The 20998-nt window shown below is 64.1% G+C and carries 25 protein-coding genes; 6 read left to right on the forward strand and 19 right to left on the reverse strand.

Features of this window, described 5'->3' with window-relative positions:
- The 15 genes from FJ425_RS15350 to FJ425_RS15420 form a co-directional block, all read right to left on the reverse strand.
- Window positions 1-660 (reverse strand): flagellin (locus FJ425_RS15350; protein ID WP_140724651.1); only part of this gene is annotated, 660 nt, incomplete at its 3' end.
- 244 nt (window positions 661-904) lie between these two features.
- Window positions 905-1636, reverse strand: coding sequence for a flagellar type III secretion system pore protein FliP (gene fliP / locus FJ425_RS15355; RefSeq protein WP_095766375.1), 732 nt, complete (start codon window positions 1634-1636; stop codon window positions 905-907).
- Entirely contained in the window at window positions 1633-2127 is a 495-nt protein-coding gene (locus FJ425_RS15360; RefSeq protein WP_140724654.1) for a flagellar basal body-associated FliL family protein, read from the reverse strand. The genes fliP and FJ425_RS15360 overlap by 4 nt, the downstream gene beginning before the upstream one ends.
- A gap of 18 nt (window positions 2128-2145) precedes the next feature.
- Window positions 2146-2850: a flagellar basal body L-ring protein FlgH gene (gene flgH, locus FJ425_RS15365; protein ID WP_140632288.1), complete on the reverse strand. Its 705-nt coding sequence runs from the start codon at window positions 2848-2850 to the stop codon at window positions 2146-2148.
- Window positions 2847-3392, reverse strand: coding sequence for a MotE family protein (locus FJ425_RS15370; RefSeq protein WP_246673399.1), 546 nt, complete (start codon window positions 3390-3392; stop codon window positions 2847-2849). Before FJ425_RS15370 ends, flgH begins: the two co-directional genes overlap by 4 nt.
- 68 nt (window positions 3393-3460) lie before the next feature.
- Window positions 3461-4549, reverse strand: coding sequence for a flagellar basal body P-ring protein FlgI (locus FJ425_RS15375; RefSeq protein ID WP_245442033.1), 1089 nt, complete (start codon window positions 4547-4549; stop codon window positions 3461-3463).
- 149 nt (window positions 4550-4698) lie between these two features.
- Window positions 4699-5223 (reverse strand): flagellar basal body P-ring formation chaperone FlgA, encoded by a 525-nt coding sequence (gene flgA, locus FJ425_RS15380; protein WP_140632280.1) that lies wholly within the window; start codon window positions 5221-5223, stop codon window positions 4699-4701.
- Window positions 5224-5226: 3 nt separating this feature from the next.
- On the reverse strand, window positions 5227-6015 hold the full coding sequence (gene flgG / locus FJ425_RS15385; RefSeq protein WP_140632277.1) for a flagellar basal-body rod protein FlgG: 789 nt from the start codon (window positions 6013-6015) through the stop codon (window positions 5227-5229).
- A 4-nt stretch (window positions 6016-6019) separates the two neighbouring features.
- On the reverse strand, window positions 6020-6349 hold the full coding sequence (locus FJ425_RS15390; protein WP_140632275.1) for a flagellar hook-basal body complex protein FliE: 330 nt from the start codon (window positions 6347-6349) through the stop codon (window positions 6020-6022).
- Window positions 6349-6765: a flagellar basal body rod protein FlgC gene (gene flgC, locus FJ425_RS15395; RefSeq protein WP_095766383.1), complete on the reverse strand. Its 417-nt coding sequence runs from the start codon at window positions 6763-6765 to the stop codon at window positions 6349-6351. Before flgC ends, FJ425_RS15390 begins: the two co-directional genes overlap by 1 nt.
- Before the next feature lie 2 nt (window positions 6766-6767).
- Window positions 6768-7148, reverse strand: a complete 381-nt coding sequence (flgB, locus tag FJ425_RS15400; protein WP_140632272.1) for a flagellar basal body rod protein FlgB — start codon at window positions 7146-7148, stop codon at window positions 6768-6770.
- A gap of 195 nt (window positions 7149-7343) precedes the next feature.
- Window positions 7344-8120 carry a hypothetical protein gene (locus FJ425_RS15405; RefSeq protein ID WP_140632270.1) on the reverse strand — a complete coding sequence of 259 codons (777 nt, stop codon included), beginning with the start codon at window positions 8118-8120 and terminating at the stop codon, window positions 7344-7346.
- Window positions 8101-9501, reverse strand: coding sequence for a flagellar protein export ATPase FliI (gene fliI, locus FJ425_RS15410; RefSeq protein ID WP_140632267.1), 1401 nt, complete (start codon window positions 9499-9501; stop codon window positions 8101-8103). Before fliI ends, FJ425_RS15405 begins: the two co-directional genes overlap by 20 nt.
- A gap of 4 nt (window positions 9502-9505) precedes the next feature.
- On the reverse strand, window positions 9506-10228 hold the full coding sequence (flgF, locus tag FJ425_RS15415) for a flagellar basal-body rod protein FlgF (RefSeq protein ID WP_112096306.1): 723 nt from the start codon (window positions 10226-10228) through the stop codon (window positions 9506-9508).
- Between the two features lie 7 nt (window positions 10229-10235).
- The gene (locus FJ425_RS15420; RefSeq protein WP_140632265.1) at window positions 10236-12047 is read right to left on the reverse strand and encodes a DUF1217 domain-containing protein; all 1812 of its coding nucleotides are present in this window, start codon (window positions 12045-12047) and stop codon (window positions 10236-10238) included.
- Between the two features lie 148 nt (window positions 12048-12195).
- On the opposite strand from FJ425_RS15420, the gene motA reads away from it, so the two are divergent.
- The 6 genes from motA to FJ425_RS15450 are packed head-to-tail and all read left to right on the forward strand — an operon-like array spanning window position 12196 to window position 17083.
- Entirely contained in the window at window positions 12196-13071 is an 876-nt protein-coding gene (gene motA / locus FJ425_RS15425) for a flagellar motor stator protein MotA (RefSeq protein WP_140632262.1), read from the forward strand.
- Between the two features lie 34 nt (window positions 13072-13105).
- A complete protein-coding gene (locus tag FJ425_RS15430; protein WP_140632260.1) occupies window positions 13106-14044 on the forward strand; it encodes a FliM/FliN family flagellar motor switch protein in 939 nt (312 codons plus the stop codon).
- Window positions 14045-14074: 30 nt separating this feature from the next.
- Window positions 14075-14455 carry a flagellar motor switch protein FliN gene (gene fliN / locus FJ425_RS15435; RefSeq protein ID WP_140541755.1) on the forward strand — a complete coding sequence of 127 codons (381 nt, stop codon included), beginning with the start codon at window positions 14075-14077 and terminating at the stop codon, window positions 14453-14455.
- Window positions 14456-14498: 43 nt separating this feature from the next.
- The gene (locus FJ425_RS15440; RefSeq protein WP_140541756.1) at window positions 14499-15521 is read left to right on the forward strand and encodes a flagellar motor switch protein FliG; all 1023 of its coding nucleotides are present in this window, start codon (window positions 14499-14501) and stop codon (window positions 15519-15521) included.
- 24 nt (window positions 15522-15545) lie between these two features.
- The gene (gene flhB / locus FJ425_RS15445; RefSeq protein WP_140724657.1) at window positions 15546-16628 is read left to right on the forward strand and encodes a flagellar biosynthesis protein FlhB; all 1083 of its coding nucleotides are present in this window, start codon (window positions 15546-15548) and stop codon (window positions 16626-16628) included.
- Window positions 16629-16645: 17 nt separating this feature from the next.
- Entirely contained in the window at window positions 16646-17083 is a 438-nt protein-coding gene (locus FJ425_RS15450) for a hypothetical protein (RefSeq protein ID WP_140632254.1), read from the forward strand.
- Between the two features lie 161 nt (window positions 17084-17244).
- Here the strand turns inward: FJ425_RS15450 and FJ425_RS15455 are convergent, their stop codons facing one another.
- The 4 genes from FJ425_RS15455 to FJ425_RS15470 form a co-directional block, all read right to left on the reverse strand.
- Complete coding sequence (locus FJ425_RS15455) at window positions 17245-18015, reverse strand: helix-turn-helix transcriptional regulator (RefSeq protein WP_140541759.1); 771 nt, start codon at window positions 18013-18015, stop codon at window positions 17245-17247.
- Entirely contained in the window at window positions 18012-18722 is a 711-nt protein-coding gene (locus FJ425_RS15460; protein ID WP_095766396.1) for a helix-turn-helix transcriptional regulator, read from the reverse strand. The genes FJ425_RS15455 and FJ425_RS15460 overlap by 4 nt, the downstream gene beginning before the upstream one ends.
- 437 nt (window positions 18723-19159) lie before the next feature.
- Window positions 19160-20191, reverse strand: a complete 1032-nt coding sequence (locus tag FJ425_RS15465) for a histone deacetylase family protein (RefSeq protein WP_140632252.1) — start codon at window positions 20189-20191, stop codon at window positions 19160-19162.
- Between the two features lie 42 nt (window positions 20192-20233).
- Entirely contained in the window at window positions 20234-20992 is a 759-nt protein-coding gene (locus tag FJ425_RS15470) for a TetR/AcrR family transcriptional regulator (protein ID WP_246677947.1), read from the reverse strand.
- Window positions 20993-20998 lie beyond the last annotated feature (6 nt).

Below are 20998 nucleotides of genomic sequence, written 5' to 3' on the forward strand. Positions count from 1 at the left end.
GGTGGCGGTGGCCGCCGCAGCAGCGCGGAGCGTCGGGGCCGAGGCCGCGGTCACGACGCTGCCATCGGTGCCGAGACGGTTGGCGTCGAGGATACCCTTCGACACGGTTGCCGCGGTGCCGGCTTCATACAGCTTGATGCTTTCCACGTTGACGTCGATCGTGGAGATCGAAACCGCGCCAGTGGAGCTGCGGTTGAAAGCCGAAACGATCTTGACGTCGGCTGCGGTCGTGGCGGTGGCGCCGCTGTTGACCGACAGCATGTTGGTGCCCGAGAAGGTGGCGCCGTCGGCATAGGCCTTCAACTGATTCTGAAGAGCGGCGATTTCGACCTGGGTCTTTTCCTTCGAAGCATCCGTCTGGCCGAAGGAAGCGGTCAGCTTCTGCTGGATCTGGTTGATGGTCGTGATCGCGCTGTCCATGCCGGTGTAGGCGGTGTCGACCTTCGAGGCGCCGAGGCCGAGCGCGTCCGAGACGGTGGACATGGCCTGGTTGTCGGAGCGCATCGTGGTGGCGATCGACCAGTAAGCGGCGTTGTCGGAAGCCTGCGAGACGCGATAACCCGTCGAGATGCGGGCCTGGGTGGTGTCGAGGTTCTTCTGGGTGGCGTTCAAGCTCTGCAGCGCGGTCAGCGCCGAGGCATTGGTCATGATACTGGCCATGGTACTCGTACCTTATTTTTACACGGATTTTTTTGACATACCGGTATGTCCGGTATGACGGTGCGGCATCATGCCAATGACCGCTCGATTGGGTCACCCGCCATCTGCAGGCGACTATGGCGGCAAGTTGCTACCAAAGACCTAAATCGGACGGTTAATCGAAAATAATGTTGGAAGATTTGCGCGCAGTTTGCTCAAGCCGTCGAGGCTTGGCGCGGCACACTTGCGTGGCCCGGCGGGGCGATCAGGTGAAGGATCGCACCAGGCTGCCGACCAGAAGGTTCCAGCCGTCTATCAGCACGAAGAACAGGATCTTGAACGGCAGCGATACCACCGTCGGCGGCAGCATCATCATGCCCATGGCCATGGTGACGGTGGCGACGATCAGGTCGATGACGAGGAAGGGCAGGACGATGAGGAAGCCGATCTCGAAGCCGCGGCGGATCTCCGAGATCATGAAGGCCGGCACCAGGATGCGCAGGTCGACGGTCTCGCGCGAAACGGTCTGGCCGCGCTCCCGGGCAAGGTCGGCGAAGAGGTCGAAATCCTTGTCGCGCACATTGTGCAGCATGAAGTCGCGGAACGGACCGGAAATCTTCTCGAATGCCTCGCCCTGCGTGATCTGGTTGTCCATCAGCGGCTTGACGCCAGTGTTCCAGGCCTGGTCGAAGGTCGGCGCCATGACATAGAAGGTCATGAACAGCGACAGCGAGATCAGGATCAGGTTGGCCGGCGTCGATTGCAGGCCGATGCCGGCGCGCAGGATCGAGAAGGCGATGACGAAGCGGGTGAAGCTCGTCACCATGATCAAAAGGCCCGGCGCCACCGAAAGCACGGTGAGCAGGCCGAACATCTGGATCAGATAGCCGACGGTCGTGCCGTCGGCCTTGCCGATGCCGCCGAGATCGAGCTGCTGGGCCGCGGCGACGGACGTGGTGACGACGATGAGCGCCGTGGCTATGAGGAACTTTCTCATTCGAGCAGCATCGTCCTAACGAGAACCTGTTTGGCGTGGCCGCCGCTGCGCAGCGCCGCGCGCTCCTCGAGATCGGCCTTGAGATGCTGGTAGCCGCTGGCGCCTTCGATCTGATGCAGCTTGAGCGTGCGCACATAGGCGAGCAGGTCCTGGTGGATCTGCTCGGTCACTTCCTGCGACTGCGGAGCATCGTAGAGCAGCGATGCCTCCAGCCGGATCCAGACTTCCGACGGCGAGGCGAGATTGGTGGTGATCGGCGCCAGCTGAACCAGCGCCGGTCCGGCGCCCGCCTTGCCGCCTTCGGCGGGTTTTTCCGCGGCGCCGGCGTTTTCCGGCGCCGCGGGCACCGCTGCCGGCGTTTCGCCCTGCTTGAGATAGCCGCCGGCAAGCCAACCCATGCCGACCGCCGCGCCGGTCATGGCCAACAGCATGGCGAGCTGGATCGCCAGGGAAGGTCCCTTTTTCGGCTGGACTTGCTCGACATTTGCCACGGCAGCGCTCTCTCGGCCCTAGAAGGGAAGAACCTGGTCGAGGATCTGCTGGCCATAGGCCGGCTGCTGGACCTCGCTCACACGGCCACGGCCGCCATAGGAAATGCGCGCCTCGGCGATGCGCTCGTAGGGGATGGTGTTTTCCGCGCCGATGTCGGACGGACGAACCATGCCGGCGATGGTCAGCACCCGAAGCTCGTAATTGACGCGGACCTCCTGCGAGCCCCTGATCATCAGATTGCCGTTGGGCAGCACCTCGGTGACGACGGCGGCGACATTGAGCTCAAGGTTTTCCGAGCGTTTGATCTCGCCGTCGGCATTGGTCTCGGTGCTGGAGCTCAGGCCGGCGTCGCCCTTGCCGCTGGTGCTTGCCTTTTCCCATCCGAGATTGACGTCGTAGCCAAGCTTGCGCGCGGCGGTGCGGCTGCGGTCGTTCTGGTTCTTGAAATTGGCCTTGTCGTTGAGCTTGATGTTGACGGTAAGGATGTCGCCGGCGCTCAGCGCGCGCGGATCGGTAAAGAGCCGGCTCTGGCGATCGTCCCACAGCGAGAATTTCTTCGGCCGCGAGGCAGGCGGCTCGGGATAGCTGTAAGGGCCCGGACCGCCTTCACCGATGCCGGAACCGACCGGCGACAAAGCTGGCTCCCTGCCGACCTCCCTGAGATCGGTACCGCAGCCGGCCAGGGTGGCGAGGGCGATCAGGGCCAGCAATTTCAACTTCATGACGGATCAACCCTTCGCGCCGCGCTGGCCATGATGCCGGTGAGCGTCGCCGCCGCCTTCTGGTCCATTTCGTTCAAGATGACGCCGGCCTTGCGCGAATCGAGCTTCATCAGGATGGCCGCCGCGAGCTCGGCGTTGACCATCGCCAGACGCTCGGCGGCGGCATCGGGCTTCATGCCGGCATAGATCTTGACGACGCCGTCCTCGGCACGCGCCAGGAACACCTCGCGGCGCTTCAGCCATTCCTCGTATTCGGCCCGCTTTGCTTCCAGCGCTTTCATGCGCTCGTCGATGCCGGCCTGCAGCTGCTTCAATTCCTCGGCCTGGAGAGCGTAGCGGCGGTCGCGCGCAGCATCCGCGATGTTGGAGCAAAAGCGCTGGATCTCGCTTTCGTCCGGCGCCTTGCCGCCTGCGAGCGCAGCGGGCTGAAGCGGCGCGCTCTCGTGTGTGAGCTGGGCCGGCTGAACCGGCGCCTGACCGCCCGGCAACACCTGCCGCACTTCTTCCGCGTGGGCAGCGGTCCCGCCAAGCAGAGCAACCATTGCCGCGATGGCGCGGAAGCTCAGGTGACGGCGGGGTGTTGGGGAGGAAAGCGCGAACATCGGCGTGCCTATTGGAGAACCAGGTCGGCCTGCAAGGCGCCGGCCGATTTGATGCCTTGCAGGATGGCGATGATGCCGTCGGGCTTCACGCCGAGGCGATTGAGGCCGGAGACCAGCGTTTCGAGGTCGGGACCGTCGAGCACGGCAACGCGCGCGTCGGGCCGGCTCGCCTCGATGGCGGTGAAGGGCTCGACGGCGGTCTGCCCCCTGGAGAAGGGTTCCGGCTGAACCACCTTCGGCGCTTCGGTGATGCGCACGGTGAGGGTGCCGTGGCTGATCGCCACGCGCGAGATCCTGACATTGCTGCCGATGACGATCGTACCCGTGCGCTCGTCGATGACGACCCGGGCAGGGGCGTCGGATTCGACGACGAGATTTTCGATCTCGGCATAGAAACGCGCGGCGGAGACATTCTTCGGCCGCCTGATCTGCACCGTGCGGGCGTCGCGTTCGGCGGCGACCCGCATCCCGAAGCGCTGCGAGGTGTAGTCGTTGATGGCGTCGGCGATGCGGATGGCGGTCGAGAAATCGGGATTGCGCAATTGCAGCGTCAACACGCCCTGGTCATCGAACTCGGCCGGTACCGAGCGCTCGACGATGGCGCCGTTCGGCACGCGGCCGGCGGTCGGCACGCCTTGCGTCAACTGCTCGGCCTGGCCCTGGGCGGTGAAACCGCCGACGATCACGGAGCCCTGCCCGACGGCATAGATCTCGCCGTCGGCCGCCTTCAGCGGCGTCATCACCAGCGTGCCGCCGGCGAGCGAGGTGGCGTCGCCCATCGAGGAGACGTCGATGTCGATGCGGCTGCCCGACTGGACGAAGGGCGGCATGTTGGCGGTGACGATGACGGCGGCCACGTTCTTGGCGCGCGCGCTGCCGCCTTCGGTGGCGATGCCGAGATTCTCCAGCATGGCGCGGATCGACTGTTCGGTGAACGGTGAGTTGCGCAGGCTGTCGCCGGTTCCGGCGAGGCCGATGACCAGGCCATAGCCGACGAGCTGGTTGTCGCGCGCGCTCTGCAGCTGGGCGATGTCCTTGATGCGCGCCGCGACCTGGCCGGGCGGCAGCGTGCTTGGCCCGGTCGAGACCCGGAACATGCGCTGGGTGGTGGCTGGATCGTATTCCGGATCGTCGTAGACACCGCCGTTTTTCTGCGCGAGTTCCCGCTTTGCCTTGGGCGTCAGCCCATCCGCCAATGCCGGCTGCAGGCCGATGGCAGCGCTCAGCAGAAGAACAGAGGCGCGCATCACGAAGCGCCGACCTTGATGGTGCCGTCGGCCATCACCGTGCCGGAGATGATCTTGCCGCTGTCGGTGTTGCGGATCTTGATCTGGTCACCGGCAGCACCTGGCTGCAGCGTGACGCCGGCGGCCGAAATGGTGAGCGCGCCGGCGGTGAAATAGACCTGCACGGAAGCGCCCTGCTCGACCAGCCAGGCGTCGCGGATAGCCCCAACCGGGATGTAGCGGCCGGGCAGCAGCGTGCGCTTGGCGACCTTGCCCTGAAGTTCCTCGGAGCGCGTCGCCATGCCGTCCGGCTTGTGCTTGCCGGGGATGAGCGTCACCTGCTTGAGCGAGGCGGGCTCGATGGTCTCGCCGGGATAGATGACCCGGTTGGGGATCAGCACGGCCTCGCCGACGGCCTGGCCGGCGGCGATCTGGGTCGCCGACTGGCCGGTCGTTTCCTGCGCCAAGGCCGGCGTGCCGGCGGCCGCCAGGGCGGTGGCCAGCACGGCGCGACGGAGTGCGGAGGAGATCGGCCAGGCCATCATCCGTTACCTGATGTTCTTGGAGACCACCGAGGCCATGTCGTCGGCGGCCTGGATGACCTTGGAATTCATCTCGTAGGCGCGCTGCGCCGAAATCAGCTCGGTGATTTCCTTGACCGGATCGACGTTGGAGGATTCGAGGTAACCCTGCTGGATCGTGGCGAAGCCGGGATCGCCGGGGACGCCCACATTGGCCGGGCCTGAGGCGGCCGTTTCCTGGAAGAGGTTGTCGCCGAGCGGCGCGAGGCCCGCCTCGTTGGCGAAGTTGGCGATTTGAAGCTGGCCGAGCAGCTGGAGGTCGGTCTGGCCGTCGATGCGAGCAAAGACCTGGCCGGTCTTGTTGACGATCACCTCGACCGCGTCGGTCGGCACGGTGATGGCCGGAACGACATTGGCGCCGTCCACCGTCACGAGCTGTCCGGTGGCATTGGTGTTGAAGGCGCCGGCGCGGCTGTAGAGCGTGGCGCCATCGGCGCCCTCGATCTGGAACCAGCCCCTGCCGGTCAACGCCAGGTCGAAGCTGTTGCCGGTGCTGGTCAGCTCGCCTTGCGTGTGGACGTTGCGCACCGCCGTCGTCTTGACGCCAAGACCGATCGAGACGCCTTCCGGCACCAGCGAGGTGTTGGAGCGGTTGGGCACCCCTTGGGTGCGGTCGACCTGGTAGAGCAGGTCGGAGAATTCGGCCCGCGCCCGCTTGTAGCCGGTGGTGTTGATGTTGGCGATGTTATTGGCGATGACTTCCAAATTGGTCTGCTGGGCATTCATGCCGGTGGCGGCGATGGCAAGGGCTTTCATGACGCTAGATACTCATGCGGCTGATTTCGAGATAGGCCGAGACGACCTTGTCGCGGATCGCGATGGTGGTCTGCAGCGCCTGCTGGGCGCTCAGCACCGCATCGACAACCTGGCGCGTATCGGCGTCGCCCTTCAGGGCCTGTATCGACATCTGCTCGGCGCCCTGCAGCGTGTTGACGGTCTTCGTCGCCGCTTGGCTGAGCACCTCGGCGAAGCTGCTGCCGACGCTTTCGCCGGCCTGCGTGCCGACGCCGCCCTGCAGCAGGTTCGGTGACGCCTGCCCCGCCCCGTCAACCGCCGTCTTGAATTGTATTGCCCCGATACCGCCGATCATTACTGGTTCCTCATCAGGTCGATGGTCATGGAAATCAGATCGCGAGCCTGCTTGATGACCTGCAGGTTGGCTTCATAGGAGCGGTTCGCCTCGCTCATGTCGGCCATTTCGACCAACGTGTTGACGTTGGGCATCTTGACGTACCCTTTGGCGTCGGCGGCTTCGTTGCCGGGCTGGAATTCGATCGGGAAGTCCGAAGGATCGCGGGAGATCGCGTTGACTTCCACCAGCGAGCCGCCGGTTGCGCGATCGACCTCGGACTGGAAGGTGATGGTCTTGCGGCGATAGGGATCGGCGCCGGGCGTGCTGCCGGTCGACTGGGCGTTGGCAAGGTTTTCCGAGACCACGCGCAGCCGCTCGGACTGGGCGCCAAGGCCGGAAGCCGCGACTTTGAGGGCTGCAGTGAGGGCGTCCATGATCAGCTCTTCACCACCATGGTCATCATCGAGTGGAAGGCCTTGACGATCGCAGTGTTGAGCTCGAAGGAGCGGCGGACCTCGCCGGCTTTCATCAACTCCTGTTCGAGAACCACGGTGTTCTTCGACGGCATGATCGCGCCGTCAGGGTTCTCGGGCTTGACGTTGAAGCCGGCATTGGCCCTTTCGGCGCCAAGGTGGCCAGTCTGCGTGGCGGCAAGCGTCACCGCGGTCCGGTCGAGGACCTTTTCGAAGGGCTCGACGTCATTGGCGGTGTAGCCGGGCGTGTTGGCATTGGCGATATTGGAGGCAATCGCCGATTGGCGCACGGCCAGCCATTGCGACTGCCGCGTGGCGAGATCGAAAAGATTTACGGGTTCCATGGGAATCTCCCGGGCAAGTACGCGCAAGACTAGGCGGCCAGTCTTGCGTGGACCTTGCGCGGGGTGGGCTTGCGCCCTGGAGCCGGATGATTTCAGGTCTATGGACCTGAAATCTGAATCCGCTTCTGGATCAAGAAATAGAGCACGATGTCGTCCGAAAACCGCTTCACACTTTTCGGCATCATGCTCTAGCGGCTACTTCGAGAGCTGGATCACCTTGTCGGCGCTGGTGACGATCACCCATTTGCCGCCGCGCTGCTCGATCGAGGCGACGCGGCTGGAATCCGGCAGGACGGAGCCGCGCTGCACGATCCACAGACCGGTATCGTCCTCGATCATGGCGCGGCCGTTGGCGACATGCACCATCTTGAATTCCGAAGCGGCGGCCGGGAAGGGCTGGTCGCCGGGCGCCGGCGCGGGGTCGTCCTGCACCGTTCCGGTGGCAAGCAGGTCTATATCGGCATTTGGAATATCCTTGACCGTCAGCGGCCCGCTGCGTTCGGCCACAACGCCGCCGCCCTCGCGTCCGGAATTGCTGCCGCTGCCGCCGAACTTGATGGCCTGAACGCCGAACTGCTCCTGGTTGAAGAAGATGTACCAGGGAAACAAGGCGCAGATCAGGCCGAGCGTGATGCCGAGCGCGGCGATGACGAAATCGCTGCGGCGGTCCGAGCTCTTGTCGGCGAGGCGCGGGAACTGGGCTTTCGGCGGCTCCGGCCACTCGGTGCGGGGAAAAAGCCCGTCGAGCAACGAATCGCGGCTGGCCTGTGCAATGTCGGCGGTTGCCCTCGGCGGATGCGGCCTGTTGGCTCTGCTTAGAAGAGCCGTCGCCTTCTCCGTCCTGGCGCGCGCGGCTTTGTTCCTGGCAATCCTTGCTTCATCGGCAGCGGCTTTCTCCGCCGCCTCGGCCTCGGCAAGCATGTCGCGCAACATGCGCTCGGTGTATTGGAGCTCAGTCTCCTTGATCGCCATTCAGCTTCCCCTTGAGGTGGCGGGCGAGGTCGGCGAACGGATCGGCCGATGCGCGGTCCCTCGGCGATTGCGTGAGCGCCTCGTAAATCAGCGGCACCTGGCGCACCGCGATGTCGAGCTCGGTATCGGCGCCGCTCTGGTAGGCGCCCAGCAGACGGATGTCGCGCGTGTCCTCGAAGCGCGCGATCATCGATTTCAGCCTTGTCACCAGCATGCGCTGCTCCGCGCTCCAGGCCTTGTCGGCGAGGCGTGAGATCGACGACAGCGGATTGACCGGCGGATAACGGCCCTGCTCGGCAAGCGCGCGGTCGAGCACGACGTGGCCATCGAGGATGCCGCGCACCGAATCGGCGACCGGATCGTTATGGTCGTCGCCGTCGACCAGCACGGAGATGATGGCGGTGATCGAACCCTTGCCTTCGGCCCCCGGCCCGGCTCGTTCGAGCAGCTTCGGCAGGTCGGTGAAGACCGAGGCCGGATAGCCGCGCGCGACCGGCGGCTCGCCGGTTCCCGTCGCTACCTCACGCAGCGCATGGGCGAAGCGGGTGATGGAATCCAGCACCAGCAGCACGCGATGGCCCTGGTCGCGGAAATGCTCGGCTACGCACATGGCGGTGTCGGGCGCGCGCCGGCGCATCATGGCGCTTTCATCGCTGGTGGCGACGACGGCGACGGTCTTGGCCATGCTCTGGGCGCCGATCGTATCCTCGAGGAATTCGCGCACCTCGCGGCCGCGCTCGCCGATCAGCGCCACGACCACCGTATCGAAGGCCTCGGCGCCGGCCAGCATCGCAAGCAGCGTCGACTTGCCGACGCCGGAGCCGGCGAAGATGCCGAGCCGCTGGCCGAAGCAGAGCGGCGTGAAGATGTCTATGACCCTGACGCCGGTGAGGAAGCCGGTGCCGACGCGCTGACGCGCCAGGGCGCCGGGCGTCGCGCCATGTGCGACATCGGCGGCATTCGGCCTGATCAGCGGCGGTCCGCCGTCAATAACGCGAGTCAAGGCATCGATGGCGCGCCCGCGCCAGGAAACATGCGGCGCGACCGCGAGCGGGCCGCGGCGAAAGACGGCATCGCCGATGCCGGCGTCGGCGCTGCGTTCGAAAGGCGCGACCACCACCTCGTCGCTGCCGATCTTGACGATCTCGCCGCGGCGTGCGCCGGTCTTGCCGCGCTGCTCGACGATGTCGCCGAGCCTGGCAACCCCGGACAGCCCGCGGACCTTGTAATGCGTCGGCGATATCTCGACGACGCGGCCGCCGCGTGAAAGCAGTGCCTGCGGATCATCGAACCGCCGCCAGACGCGTTCGAGCGCGGCCAGCCTGTCGGCGGTATCCGCCAGGCTGTCGGAAGCGCGCAACAGGGACGAGCCGGTCGTCATGCCGTCACTTCGAGCCGAGCGTCTTGATCGCGTCATCGGTAGAGGAATCGGTCTGCCGCATCAGCGCCGCCGTGTTCTCGAAAGCGCGCTGCACCTGGATCAGCCGGGTCATTTCCAGCACCGGGTTGACGTTCGACTCTTCCAGAAAGCCTTGAGCGATACCGACGTCCGAGCGGTCGGTGACGGGTTCGGGCGTGCGCGCCGGAACGACACCCGAATTGCCGTAGCGGACGAAATTCTCGCCGGGGTCGAAATTGTAGAGGCCGATCGCGCCGACCAGTTGATCGTTCTGCCTGAGCGAGCCGTCGGCGCCCGCCTTGGGGGGGCCGTTGCGCGGATCGAGCTGGATCGGGGCGCCGCCGCCGTCCAGGACGGGGTAGCCTTCGATCGACATCAATTCGCCGTTCTCGTTCATCGAGAAGCGGCCGTCGCGCGTCATCACCGTGCCGGCGGGCGTGTCAATGGCGAACCAGGCGTCGCCCTGGACGGCGAAGTCGAACGGGTTGCCGGTTTCGGTCAGCGCGCCATGCGCGCCGGAAAGATAGGTCTTGCCGGAGGAGGCGAAGGAAACCGACTTCGGCCCGGTGCCCGAAACCACATCCTCGAACTTCACGCCGGTGGCGCGAAAGCCGATGGTCGAGGCGTTGGCGACGTTGTCGGCGATGGTGTCGAGACGGCGCTCGAGCGCGATCTGCGAGGAAAGGGCGACGTAAAGGCTATCCTGCATGATCTTCTCAGAACTTCAACTGCTGCATGGCCATCATCAAATCGGTGGAGATGCCGACACTGGTCGGCTGCGCGAAGAGCACGCTGACGGACGTCACCGCCGTCGAGGTTGGATGGTTGATCTCGTACATGCTGGTGAAGCGGGTCAGGAATTTGGTGAGCTTGTCCGGGTCGGTGAAGTCCTTGATGTCGAGCTTCTGCTCGAAGAGCTGCGCCTGCTTGTCGATATCGGCGGTGGCGAAGGAATCGGGCAGGCCGAGCGCGGTGCGGACCACGCTGGCTAAAGCGGTGTCGGCGAGCACGTCGTACCAGCTGGTGATGTCGGGTGCCTTGCGCTGGAAATAGAGCGCCAGCCGCACGCCTTCATTGGTCTTGCCGGCATCCTCCTCCAGCGTCTGGCGCATGTACATGTCGACGGTCGGCTGCTGCGCCGGGTTGATGGTGGTCGCGTTTTCGCCGTATTGCTCGAAGTTGAAGGCGGTGGCGAGGCCGGCATAGGCCTTGTTGGTCATCTTGTTGGCGACGCTGTCGGGGTCGCGAACGCCGCCGGCAAGGACGCTGCGGATGAGGTCCTTGCTCTGCGTGGCCGGATCGAGCCCATAGGCCGAGAGTGCATAATTGTACAATCGGCTGTTGGCCATCAGATCGTCGATGGATTTCACGTTCGTGACGTTGGCAAGGTAGTATGCGGTCTCCGACGCGATGTAGTCCGCGTTGGGCGGGATCAGGCCAAGCGGCGACTCCGTCGTGTAGATTTTCGGGGTGTCTTTCAGCACCACATCGCGCGACGTCGTCTGATCGCCATATTGGGCAAAGTCGAAAGCCGTGACGAAGTTGGCGTAGCGTTTGTCGGTCAGCTGGTTTGCGGGGCTGCCGGGATCGCTGACGCCGCCTTCGAGCATAGCGCGGATCTGCTGCGGTTTTTCTGTCGTGGCATCCAGTCCGTACGAGGCCATGGCGAAAGTGAGCAGGCGCTTGTCGGCCATGAGGTCGTCGATCGACTTCACCTTGGAGATGTTTGCCGCGTAATAGTCCGCCTCGCTCTTGATGTATTGCGCGCTCGGCTCGACCAGTTTCAATCCGGTTCCAGCCACGTAGCCTGCCGGAACTCCCTGCTGGACCTTATCGCGGGTGGTCGTCTGGTCGCCGTATTGGGTGAAGTCGAAAGCCGCGACGAAATTGGCGTAGCTCTTGTCGGTCAGTTTGTTGGCGGGGCTGTTGGGATCGCTTACGCCGCCTTCCAGCATCGCCCTGACGGTTGCTGCCGGTTCGGTTTCGGCGTCCAGACCGAATGCGGCCATCGCATATGTCAGCAGGCGGCTGTCGCCCATCAGATCGTCGATCGACTTCACCTTGGAGATATTGGTGGCGTAGTAGGCGGTCTCGCTCTGATAGTAAGCGAGCCCGGTCTGCGAGGCGCCGATCTGGACTTGCAGCGCATAATTCTTCGGCACCAACTGCTGCGCCTTGTTATAGACGGTCGCATCGGCGCCGTTGGCGGCGAAGTTGAATGCGGCGACAAACTGCGCGTAGCGCTTGTCGGTCAGCTTGTTGGCGAAGCTGTCGGGATTGGAGACGCCTTCCTTCAGCGCCTTGACCATAAAGGCCTTGGCATAGTCCATGTTCTCCAGCCCGTAAGCCTTCATGGCGTATTTGAACAGGCGGTCGTTTTTGACGAAATCGTCGATCGATTTCACCTTGGTGATGTTGGCCAGATAGTATTGGGTGTCGCGATCGACCGTCGGCTGCTGCTCGATGCGGGCGATAGATTTAGGGATGTCTTTGGCGATCAACTGGTAGCTGATGTAGGTGCTAAGCAAAGGGCATGCCTCCGGCCGAAGCTATCCCCGCACAATAGCGTCACTTCCTTGCGCGAAGCTGAATCGCGTTCGATGCCTTCGATTCAAGCCTCACACAAGGCACGGGGACTATCCCTGATCCGCGATGTGACATGCGGAAGGACCTGCCGTGGGCATTCTGATCGGACTTGTGGTGACGCTCGGCTGCGTTCTCGGCGGCTTCATGGCCATGGGTGGGCATCTGCATGTGCTGCTGCAGCCGTGGGAAGCGGTGGTCATCTGCGGCGCGGCGCTCGGCACCTTCCTCGTCGCCAATCCGATGAAGACGGTCAAGGATACCGGCAAGGGCATTCTCGAAGCCTTCAAGCAGGCGGTGCCGAAGGAGCGCGACTACCTCGAGACGCTGGGCGTCCTGCACAGCCTGATGCGCGAACTGCGCTCGAAGTCGCGCAGCGAGGTCGAGGCGCATATCGACAATCCGGAGGAGTCGGCCATCTTCCAGGCCTTCCCGACCGTGCTGAAGAACCACGACCTAACCCATTTCATCTGCGACTACTGCCGCATCATCATCATCGGCAACGCCCGCTCGCATGAGATCGAGGCGCTGATGGACGAGGAGATCCAGACGATCCGTACCGACAAGCTGAAGGCCTATCACGCGATGGTCGCGGTCGGCGACGGCCTGCCGGCGCTGGGCATCGTCGCGGCGGTGCTCGGCGTGGTGAAGGCGATGGGCGCGCTGGACCAGTCGCCGGAGATCCTCGGCGGCCTGATCGGCGCGGCTCTCGTCGGAACCTTCCTCGGCATCTTCCTGTCCTATGCCGTGGTCGGTCCGGTGGCCACCAAGATCAAGACGGTGCGCGAAAAGAAGAACCGCCTCTACATCATCGTCAAGCAGACGCTGCTTGCGTATATGAACGGCGCCCTGCCGCAGGTGGCGATCGAATTCGGCCGCAAAACCATATCCTCCTACGAGCGTCCGACGATCGATGCCGTCGAGCAGAGCACCATGAACGCCGGCAGCGCCGAGAAGAAGGCGGCCTGAGCATGCAGCAGCGCAGACAGGGCCGCCTGCCGTCATGACAAGTCCGGGCAGTCCTTCGCAAACCCGGGAGCTCATCATCGAGCGGCTCGTCGGCGACAGCGGCGAGGCGGCGCAGGTGATCGGCGCCGGCCGCGGCATGGCCGAGCGGGCGCTGCCGGTGCTGCAGAAGGCGCTTATAGGCGAGCTGGGCGCGCCGGTGACCGTCGATCTGCAAGTGGTGGAGGTCGGCCGCGTTCCCGAGGCGCGTTCGCGCGCCGGCGATGCCTTCGCGCTGACCGTTGTTTCCTCGCCGACCTCAGCCGACGCCATGACGCTGGTGATGGATGCGCAAGCGGTCGCCGTCATGGTGAGCGCGCTGTTCGGCGGCGATCCCGAGCAACCGGTGGCGCCGATCGAGCGCGACCTGTCGCAGATCGAGGCCGATGTCGCGACCAGCGTGTTCCAGGAGGTCGCGGCGGCGCTCAACGGTTCCGGCAAACGTTCGCTCGACCTGCGGCTGCCGGTGCCGAAAGCAATGTCGGGCAACGATGCGAGGCGGCGCGTGCTGCGCGACGGCGCCGCCGTGCGCATCGTCTTTGGCCTGTCGATACCGTCCGACAGCGGCACGCTCACCGTGATGATCCCGCAGCGCCTGCTGCTTTCTTCGCGCAGCGGCGACATCGCGACGGGCGAGGACGGCGAGACCACGGAATTCGACTGGCGGGCCCGCTTCTCCGAAGAAGTGATGCGCTCGACCGTCCGGCTCGAAGCGACGATGCCGCTCGCCCGGCTGACGCTCGGCGACCTCGCCGCGTTCGAGCCCGGCCAGGTGATCGAATTCGAGGAGAACGCGCAGATCAACGCCAAGCTAAGCGCCCGCGACAAGACCCTGTTTGTCTGCGAGTTCGGCAAGCTGGGGCAGAACTACACCGTCCGCATCAGCCATCCGCATGATGCCGGGCAGGATTTCATCGACGGACTGTTGCCGGGCTGACGCCAGGCACGGGATTCATGGAGACGACAGATGGCAAAAACCAAGGTGGAAGCCGAACCCGATCAGCCCGACGAACAGCTCGACCGCGCCATCGAGGAACTGCGCGGCGTGCTGCGGGAGGAGGAAAAGCGCCCGGATGGCGCGCTGTATTCGGGTGCCAATTCTTCGATCATCATGACCATTCCGGTCGATGTGCAGATCATCCTCGGCAGCACGGAAATGCCCGTTTCGGAGTTGATGGCGCTGCAAAAGGGTTCCACCGTCGCGCTCAACCGCCGCATCGGCGAGCCGGTCGACGTCGTGGTCAACGGCCGCAGAATAGCGCGCGGCGAGATCACGGTGCTGGAAAGCGATCCGACGCGTTTCGGCATCCGGCTCACCGAAATCATCGCCGCGACGAAGAGCGCCTGAGAATGGCCGGCGGGCGGACCAATCGGCAGCGAGGACAACACGCATGACGACGGCATTGGCGCTCACACGTCCGCAAAAGGCGGCGGCCATATTGGTGGCCATGGGCAAGCCGGCGGCCAGCCGCCTACTCAAATTCTTCAAACAGGACGAGCTGAAGGCGCTGATCGAGGGCGCGCGTCTGTTACGCACCATTCCGCAGGCTGATCTGGAACGCATCGTCGCCGAGTTCGAAGCCGAGTTCACCGAGGGCGCCGGCCTGCTCGATTCAGCCGACCGGATGGATACTATCCTCAACGAATCGCTGTCGCCCGAGGAGATGAGCGCCATCATGGGCGACAAGAAGTTCGAGCCGGTCCCGGAAGGACCTGCGCCGATCTGGCCGGACCTCGAGAAGCTCGAGCCGTCGCGTCTCGGCTCCTTCCTTGCCGGCGAGCATCCGCAGACATCGGCCATGGTGCTGTCGAAGCTTGCGCCGCAGACAGCCGCCAACGTGCTGCTCACGATGGAAAAGCCGATGCGCAGCCAGATCATAAAACGCATGGTGACAATGGCCAACATCCCGGACGCGGCATCGCGGATCGTCGAGAACCAACTGCGCGTGAGCGTGCTGTCGCAGAAAGCCAGCCGGGACACCACTGCCGGCCAGGAGCGCGTCGCCAGCATGCTCAACGAAATGGCGAAGCCGGAGCTGGACGACCTCATGCAGGACCTGGAGGACGCCGGCACGCCAGATCTCGCCGGCGTCAAGTCGCGGCTGTTCGCCTTCGACGACCTGCCGCTGCTGCCGCAGAAAGCCCGGGTTCTGCTGTTCGACGGATTGTCGACGGAGCTCGTCACGCTGGCACTGCGCGGCGCGTCGCCGGAACTCGCCGAATCCGCGTTGTCGGCGATCGGCGCGCGCTCTCGCCGCATGATCGAATCCGAACTCGGACAAGGTTCGGAAGGCATTGGCCTTGCCGACATCATGGCGGCGCGCAAGAGCATATCGGTCGCCGCCATCCGGCTGTCGCGCGAAGGGGCTTTCGAACTGCCCTCGACGCAGACCGCCACCGCCGAAGCCGCCTGACGATCATAGCCCGGTCACGACGCCATGGCTGAAGCGGTCGACAAGGATTCCAAAACAGAGGAAGCCACAGAAAAGAAGATCCGCGACACGATCGAACAGGGCAAGCTGCCCCATTCGCGTGAGACCGCGATCTTTGCGTCTTTCCTCGCCATACTGGTTTTCGCCGTCTTCTATGCCAAGGACGCGATCGTCGATCTCGGCATGTTCCTGTCGACGTTCCTGGAAAAGCCGGAAGCCTGGCCGATGGACACCGAGACCGACGTCATCTCGCTCTACAAGCAGGTCTTGGTCGAGATCGGCGGCGCCGTCGTCAGCCTGCTGGTGTTGCTGACGGTTGCCGGCATCGGCGCCTCGGTGTTCCAGAACATGCCGCAAATCGTCGGCGAACGGATCAGGCCGCAGCTGTCGCGCATCTCGGTCGCCAAGGGCTGGAGCCGTATGTTCGGCGTGCAGGGCTGGGTCGAATTCCTGAAGTCGCTGGCCAAGCTCGGCTTCGCTATCGCGGTGTTGACCTTCACGCTCTCGGAAGATCATCGCAAGCTGCTCGCCGGCATGATCACCAATCCGGCCTCGTTCGGCCTGGTCATACGCGGCATCTTCGTCGACATATTGGTGGCGATCGTCTTCGTCATGGGGCTGATCGCGGTGGTCGACATCGTCTGGTCGCGTTTCCACTGGCGGCGCGACCTGCGCATGACCAAGCAGGAAGTCAAGGACGAGCTGAAGCAGTCGGAAGGCGATCCGATCGTCAAGTCGCGGCTGCGCTCGCTGGCGCGCGACCGGGCGCGCAAACGCATGATGACGGCCGTGCCGCGCGCGACGCTGGTGATCGCCAATCCGACGCACTATTCGATCGCGCTGAAATATGTGCGCGAGGAGGATTCCGCGCCGATCGTGCTGGCCAAGGGACAGGACCTAGTGGCGCTCAAGATCCGCGAGATCGCCAGGGAGAACAACATCCCGATCTTCGAGGACGTGGCGCTCGCGCGCTCCATGTACAAGCAAGTTTCGGTTGATAGCGTGATCCCGTCGCAATTCTACCAGGCGGTCGCCGAGTTGGTGCGGATCGTCTACTCGAAGAAGGCAGCGCGAAAAGCAACCCAATGAACGGACGCCGCTAACCCATGGACCGGCAACCACACGCCAATTCCCGCGAGCTGATCGTCGCCAGCGCCATCGAGCCTGTGGTGGGCGAATTGAGGCTCATCGACGTTGCCGACTATATCGCCTTCATCCGGCTCGAGCATTTCGCCTGCCTGTCGGACCTGGTGGATTCGGCGGCCGAGCTCTACTTCCGGCCGGGCACGCTGCGGCTCGGCCATGGCGGCGAGGCGCATGTCGACTGGAGCGGCAGCCCGCGCATCGTGCTCGACCTCGAGCTTCGGCCGCGCGGCGTGACGGTCTATTTCCAGCTTACGCTGACCGAGTGCGAGGCATCCGTGACGGTCAACTACGTGTCGTTCGAGAAGCCCGGCGAAACGCCCGAGCACAACACGGCCTTGCTCGAGGACGCGATCGAAGAGGCTCGCATCCGCAGGACCGAGCCGCTGGCATTCCCCTGAGATTTGATAGCAGGCGAGCCGACTAAAGCGCATCGCGATCTTTTAGATTCGCTCCCTGCGCTTTAGGCTTTTGATTTTGCGCATGCCTTTGCCCCGAAACCGGTTCCCACTTTCGGGAGACATGCTTTAGCCGCAGCACGTTCAGCGTCGCAGGCGTGACGTCACTCAATCAAGCCGAGCCGCAATGCCTTGGCGACAGCCTGGTTGCGGTTGACCGCGTTGAGCTTCTGCGTCGACTGGGTGAGATACTGGTTGGCGGTATGCACCGAGAGCTTGAGGAGCTTGGCGATCTCCTCGCTGGTGTTGCCGTTGGCGGTCAGCTTCAGGCATTCGAGCTCGCGCTTGGAAATCGAACGTGCCCTGCCGGTGTCGCCGGGGCGGATGCGGGCGACCGCCGCGAAAAGCGCGAAGGAGCGGGCGTGGATTTCGCACAGCGTTTCGTCGGACAGCGCGATCTCCGAGCCCAGGAAGACGACCAGCCCGCATTGGCCGCGATCGGCATGCACCGGAAAGGCGATGCCGTTGGTGCCGGGCGCCAGCGGCGTGGTCGGCTCGGCCCAGGCGAGCGAGTGGAAGACCTGCCGCGATCCGGCGCTGCCGTCGTCGGCCCACCAGCGCGGCGCCGTCGAGAGGCGGCTGTGGCGCACCATGTCCTCGCCATTGGCGCCGGAGATGAACTTGGTCGCGACAGCGGTGCCGGGATAGTCGGAATCGAAACACGCCACGAGACGCGCGCGCTCGGGCGAGGGGCTAACGAAATAGAGGCCGAACGCCGAGGCGTTGATATCGACGGCGATCCAGCGGCAGCGACGCACGGCATCCGGAATGGTGACCGCTTGATGGGTTTCCGAGCCGAGCGAGAAGGCGCCGAACGGATTGCGCTGATCGTTGAAAAGGGCGGCGGCCGCCTCTTTGACCTGTGCGTGCTTCAAATGATGCCGCTCCTGATCGCGGTCGCGATCGCCATCGCGCGGTTCGAGGCCGCGAACTTCTGGATGGCGTGCGTGATGTAGCTGTTGACGGTGTTCGACGAGACCCCGAGGATGACGGCCACTTCATCGGTGGTCTTGCCTTCCGAGACCCAGAACAGGCATTCGCGTTCGCGGTCCGACAGCGGGTCCTGCATGGATGCCGCCGCGATCAGCTGCGGGATGCTGGAAAGCGCATAGCAGCATTTGAGCTGTGCCTTCATCAGCGCGGCCAGATCGATCCTGCCTGCCTCGGCGGCCGAGAACAGCACGAACAGGCGCTGCCGGCCGACATTGAGCCGCAGCGAATAGATTTCGGCGTGGCCGAGCACGTCGAGCAGGCGGGCTTCCTCGCCGGTCAGCAACGCGCCGGCGTCGGGCGCGTGCGCCGCCACCAACGGCTTCGGGCGTACGCCCGGCGCCACGGTCAAGGGACCCAGCGCCAAATTGGCGATCAGCCTTTTGCCGATCAGCTCTATGGCGTCGAAGATCCAGTTGGAGGAGACGATGCGCGCATCGTTACGGTCCTGGTCATGCACGATGGCGACTAGCATGTAGCTGTCGGCGCCGATATCGGCGGCGAGCTGCATGAAGAAACTGGTGAGATCGCCGCGCGACGTCAGGCGCGAGCCTGAAGCGTCGGGTTGGAGAAGCGCGGCGGGACTGCTCATTTTAATTCTTGGATTCTTGCCGGAATCGATCCTTGTGCCCGGTGCTGGCGAAGCCAGCGGCCGGACCCGAAACGCGTCACGTTTACGAAGACACACCCACGGGCGCGAACGGCGCCCAACCGCGCCGAATCCCTCTAGGGAACGCGAAACCGTCCGCGTCTGGTACCGGCCTGGCGCCGGAACTTGAGACTTTGGGTGGTCGCCGCGCCCCCCATGGACCGGCTGATTCGGGTCTAATCTACCCGCAGATGAATCCGACATCAAACGCGATTTGACAAAATCGAATCTGATGGACTCGCATTGCGACTCAGCAGCCGACGTTCGCGTTGCTTGGTGGTGCTTTCAATGCCGAATTGGGCGGATGATTTCCCGACGGGGTCACAAAAAATACGCCCGCGGTGGCATCCGAGGGCGTATGTTCCGTGAACGGGATTGGTTCAGCGACCCTCGAAACCCGTCAGCACGCCGACGGCGTTGATGCCGATCTCTTCCACGGCGTAGCCGCCTTCCATGACGAACAGCGTCGGCAGGCCGAGCCCGGCGATGCGGCGGCCGATCTTGGGATAGTCGACGCTCTTCAGCTTGAACTGGCTGATAGGGTCCTTCTCGAAAGTGTCGACGCCGAGCGAGACGATGACGACATCGGGGGCGTAGGCCGCGAGCCTAGCGCAGGCGTCCTCCAGCGACGCGCTCCAGCCGTCCCAATCGGTGCCGAAAGGCATCGGGTAATTGATGTTGAAACCTTCGCCGTCGCCTTCGCCGCGCTCGTCGGCGTGACCGAGGAAGAAGGGATACTCGACGATCGGATCGCCATGCAGGTTAAGGACCTGGACGTCGCCGCGACGATAGAAGATCTCCTGCGTGCCGTTGCCGTGATGGTAGTCGACATCGAGAATGGAGACACGGCTGGCGCCGTTGTCGCGGAACCACTGCGCGACGACGGCGGCGTTGTTGATGAAGCAATAGCCGCCCATGAAGGCGGCGCCGGCATGATGGCCGGGCGGGCGGCAAAGCGCGAAGGCGCTGCGCTCGCCGTCCTTGACCAAAGCGGCGGCGGTCAGCGCCACATCATAGGACGACTTGATCGCCGCCCAGGTGCCTTCGACGAAGGTGGCGCCGGCATCGAAGGAATAGTAGCCGAGCAAGGCATCGATGCGCTTCGGCGGCACATCGCCGCGCAGGCCGCGTGTCGGCCAGGTGAACCCCATCGCCGATCCCGTGAAGCCGGCGGCGACCCATTGCGGCCACACCGTCGGCAGGAAGTCGATGTAGTGAGCCTCATGGACACGCTTTGCGGCGGCGAGGTCGTGCTCGGCCGGTCCGATGATCGGCCCGAGCTTCTCGCTCTCAACCCGCGCCTTGATGAATTCCGCCCGCGACGGCTTCTCGAAACCCGGCACGATCGCCGACGTGACCAGTTCCATCTGGCCTGAATGGCCGGCATGAAGTGGCGAATAGACAGTTTTCATGGAAACTCCCCTGGAAGTGCGAAATCGGTTGGAAGTACGAAATCACTCGAGATTGAGATGGGGGCTGACCAGGGCGAGCCACATGGTTTCCACGTCGTCCTCGATAAGGTCGTAGGTCCTGCGTTCCCTCTTCAGCCCGACAAGCCGACAGACATGGCCGACTTCCATCATCAGCACGCCGAGCCGACTTGCGATCTTGTCTTCAAGCGCCGGATTCACATGCCGCAGCCACGCGGCGTAAAGGGCGACGATCTCTTTGTCATATTCGTCCTGGATCGGCCTCAGGTCGGCGTTGCCGGAGATGGCCTCGATCACCGGCATCAGCGTGGCGTTTTCGAGATAGAGCCTCGATGTGTCGGCGAAGAGCTTGCGCACCTCGCGCCGAAACTCATCACGGTTGGTCGGCCGGGGGACGTTGATGCGTTTCCGGATCACCTCGGGAAAAGACGACAGCCAGCGCCGGGCCAGGTCCAGAAGAATGGCTTCCTTGTTGGGAAAGTACTGATAAACCGAACCGACCGACAGGGCCGCGCGCTGCGCGATGGCGAGCGTCGTCGGCGTTCTGGTTCCTTGCTCTCGCGTCAGGATCAGGGCCGCATCGAGAATCCTGTCGACCACCTTGCTTGACCGTTGCTGCCGCGGCTGCTTGCGCGGTTCGAGCGCTATCCTGGTCTTGCGGTCGAGACTGCGCTTCACTGCTCGTCGCCCCCGTTCCCCGCTCGACCCCACCATCGGCGCGCGGTGCAGTCCACTATACATTCCAAATTCCGGCTGTTGACAAACGCGAATAAACAGTCGCATTCTTTA

This window comes from Mesorhizobium sp. B2-7-2 (assembly GCF_006440775.1).
Classification (GTDB): Bacteria; Pseudomonadota; Alphaproteobacteria; order Rhizobiales; family Rhizobiaceae; genus Mesorhizobium.